This window comes from Mesorhizobium sp. M0306 (assembly GCF_040321655.1).
GTDB lineage: Bacteria > Pseudomonadota > Alphaproteobacteria > Rhizobiales > Rhizobiaceae > Mesorhizobium.
Window position 1 is genome coordinate 1 of the sequence record NZ_JAMYRY010000084.1, and the last position, 2,764, is coordinate 2,764.

2 pseudogenes are annotated in these 2,764 nt (G+C 63.5%); one reads left to right on the top strand and one right to left on the bottom strand.

Annotation, left to right across the window (positions count from 1 at the left end):
• Window positions 1-201: 201 nt before the first annotated feature.
• Window positions 202-1,520, bottom strand: a pseudogene (locus NKI95_RS34110) (IS1182 family transposase).
• A 407-nt stretch (window positions 1,521-1,927) separates the two neighbouring features.
• Between NKI95_RS34110 and NKI95_RS34115 the strand changes: the two are divergent.
• Window positions 1,928-2,764 (top strand): annotated as a pseudogene (locus NKI95_RS34115) (IS110 family transposase); the annotation flags it as partial.

Below are 2,764 nucleotides of genomic sequence, written 5' to 3' on the forward strand. Positions count from 1 at the left end.
ATAGGCGTGTCCGTGGTGCCGAGCCTTGTCCTGCCCATGATGCAGTTTGGTGATTTTGCCCAGAAAAAGTTGGTGAGCCCCCTAGACTAAGACTAGCAGCCTGTCGGGCTGGGGCATGCGAAGTGGACTGAGCACACATTGGAACGTGAAGATTTCATGGTTTCAGGACTTCTCTTGAGGAACGGGGGTGCGGCTGCTGGCTCAGGCTTGGCTGAGGGCGAACATCCGCTTCATGTTCCAGGCCAGGGTCACCAGGTTCCACTCGCCTTTCACCTTTTCGAGGCCGCGCAGGTGGAATTGCCGGAAGCCCATGACCGATTTGATGATGCCGAACACCACTTCGGGGGTCTGCTTGCGCAAGGCATAGGCTTGCCGGCCTTCGGGCGTTGCCAGGCGGTACGCCATCGCCTGCAACGTTGTCGGATCGTCCGGCGCCTGCGGGGCGGCGGCGAAACGCTCTTTCCAGGAGCGATGATGGCGCTCGCGTACCGGCGCGATCAGCGGCGCGATCCTGGCTTTCGCGCAGGCCTTGACGTTCGCTTCACTGAAATAGCCGCTATCGGCCAGCAAGGTCTCGGGGCTCCCCAGCGCCTCGCCAAGCGCGGCGAGCTTGTCCAGCGTCGGTGCGATCTGCTGCTTGTCGTTGGCGGCTTGAACCACATCGTTGGTCACCACCAGCAGCTGCCCGTCGCCACTGCGGCCTGGGCATTGTAGGCCTGCGCGAAGCCGCCGCCAGCCACTGGCATGATGCGCGAATCCTCATCCGTCAGATTGACCTGGTCCGTCGGCCCCGGACCCGCCGTGGGCGGCTGCGGCGGCTTGCCACCCGGTTTGCGTCCGGTCTTCTTCGCCTTCTCCTCGCGCGCCTGCAGCTTGGCCTGATGTTCGGCCTACTCGCGCAAAAACCGCTCCTTGGCCCGTGCCTCGATCGCCGCCTTGGCCGCGGCAATCCGTTGCAGGCGCTGTTCGCGCCGGGCCAGTTCTTTGGGCACCGACATGCCGTCCGGCACGTCCGCCTGATCGGCCGCCTCCGCCAACGCCATCAGTTCCTGAACCTCGGCCCGCAACTGCGCTTCGATCTTGCTCGCATGCTCATAGGACAGCGCGCTGTGCCGGCTGGCATTGGCGTGTACCTTGGTGCCGTCCAACGCCACCGTGCCCAGCTTGAGCATGCCGGCCTCCCGCGCCAGCGCCAGCACCTCCACAAACAGTTGCTCGATATCGGCAAGAAAGCGCCGCCGGAAAGTGGCGATGGTGTCGTGGTCGGGATGATCGTTGGCCGCAATGAAGCGGAACGCCACCGAATCGTAGGTCGCCCGCTCCAGCTTGCGGCTCGAGAACACCCCGGTGGCGTAGCCGTAGACCAAAAGCCCCAGCAGGACGCTCGGGTGATAGGAGGCCGAGCCCGAGCCGCGATAGGCCTTGACCATCGCCCACAAGTCCAACTGCTCGATCATTTCCACCACGAAACGCGCCAGATGCCGCTCCGGAAGCCATTCATCCACCGAGGGTGGCAGCAGAAAACCCGTCTGGCGGTCGACCTAGCGAAAATTGTTCATCGTTGCTCCGCTCATCGAGAAGGAATCAATCAATGAAAACTGAACCTCATCCGAGCCCTCCGCTCAAGTCCGACAGGCTGCTAGGCTAGTTTCCGCCCATAAACGACAAACCATTTGCTTTGATCGTGATTTTGCGGAGGCAAGGCCCGGCGGTTCAGGTACACTTTGGTTTCATGCGACTGATTCCAAAGCACAATCTGCAACCGCCGGAGCCGACAATGCGACAAGAACGCACCGTCCAAGCCAGATCCTATGAGGAGGGTGGATAGCGACCTGCGCTGTGGCAAAGTGAGGTCGCTGAATCAACACCTTACCCCTGGAGGCAAGCATCGCCCGTTGCAGCTCACCAATCCAAAGCGCCGACCGCTATCCGTACCGATCTTGGCGCATCTTCGTCTCATTGGAATTGAGCCGCTCGAAATGGTTGATCACCTCGCTGTCGCCGGGTGGCGGCGAGAAGATGTCGAAGCATTCAGTGGTGGCCGGCGACGGCGCCGGACTGCTGGCGCGATTTGCCGAGCTCAAGAGGAAGGCGCAGGCCCGGCCGGGCAGTGCTTTCCGATCATCGTGATCCAGGAGGCCGGGCTCGATGGCTTCTGGATCCATCGCGTGTTGGAGGCCGAAGGGATCGAAAGTCACGTCGTCGATCCGGCGTCGATTGCGACTTCGCGCAGGCGCCGCCGCGCAAAGACCGACAAGATCGACGGTGAGGCGCTGGTCCGGGCGTTGCTGGCCTACAAGCGAGGCGAGCCACGGGTGTGTGCGATGCTCCGGGTGCCGGCGCTCGAGGAGGAGGACGGTCGCCGCATCACGCGTGAGCGCAAGGCCTTGACGAACGAGCGCGTGCGCCACGTCAACCGGGTCAAAGGCCTGCTGTCCGCCTAGGGCGTATCCGGTTATGAGCCGCTGCGCCGCGACCGGCGCAAGCGACTGGAGGCGCTCAAGACCGGCGACGGCCGACACTTGCCGGCACATCTGCAGGCGCAGGTCGGCCGGGAACTCGACAGGCTCGAACTGCTGCTGGAGCAGATCAAGGCTGTCGAGGCCGCGCGCGATGCCATGCTTGCTGACGTGCCGGTCGTCTCGCCGGCACCGGCGATGCTGCTCGACCTGAAGGGCATCGAGCCGCGCATCGTCCACTCTGATTGGGGTCGCGAAGGTGCGGCGACGCAGGCCATCCGGCAGGAAATCCGTGCCTGGCGCCT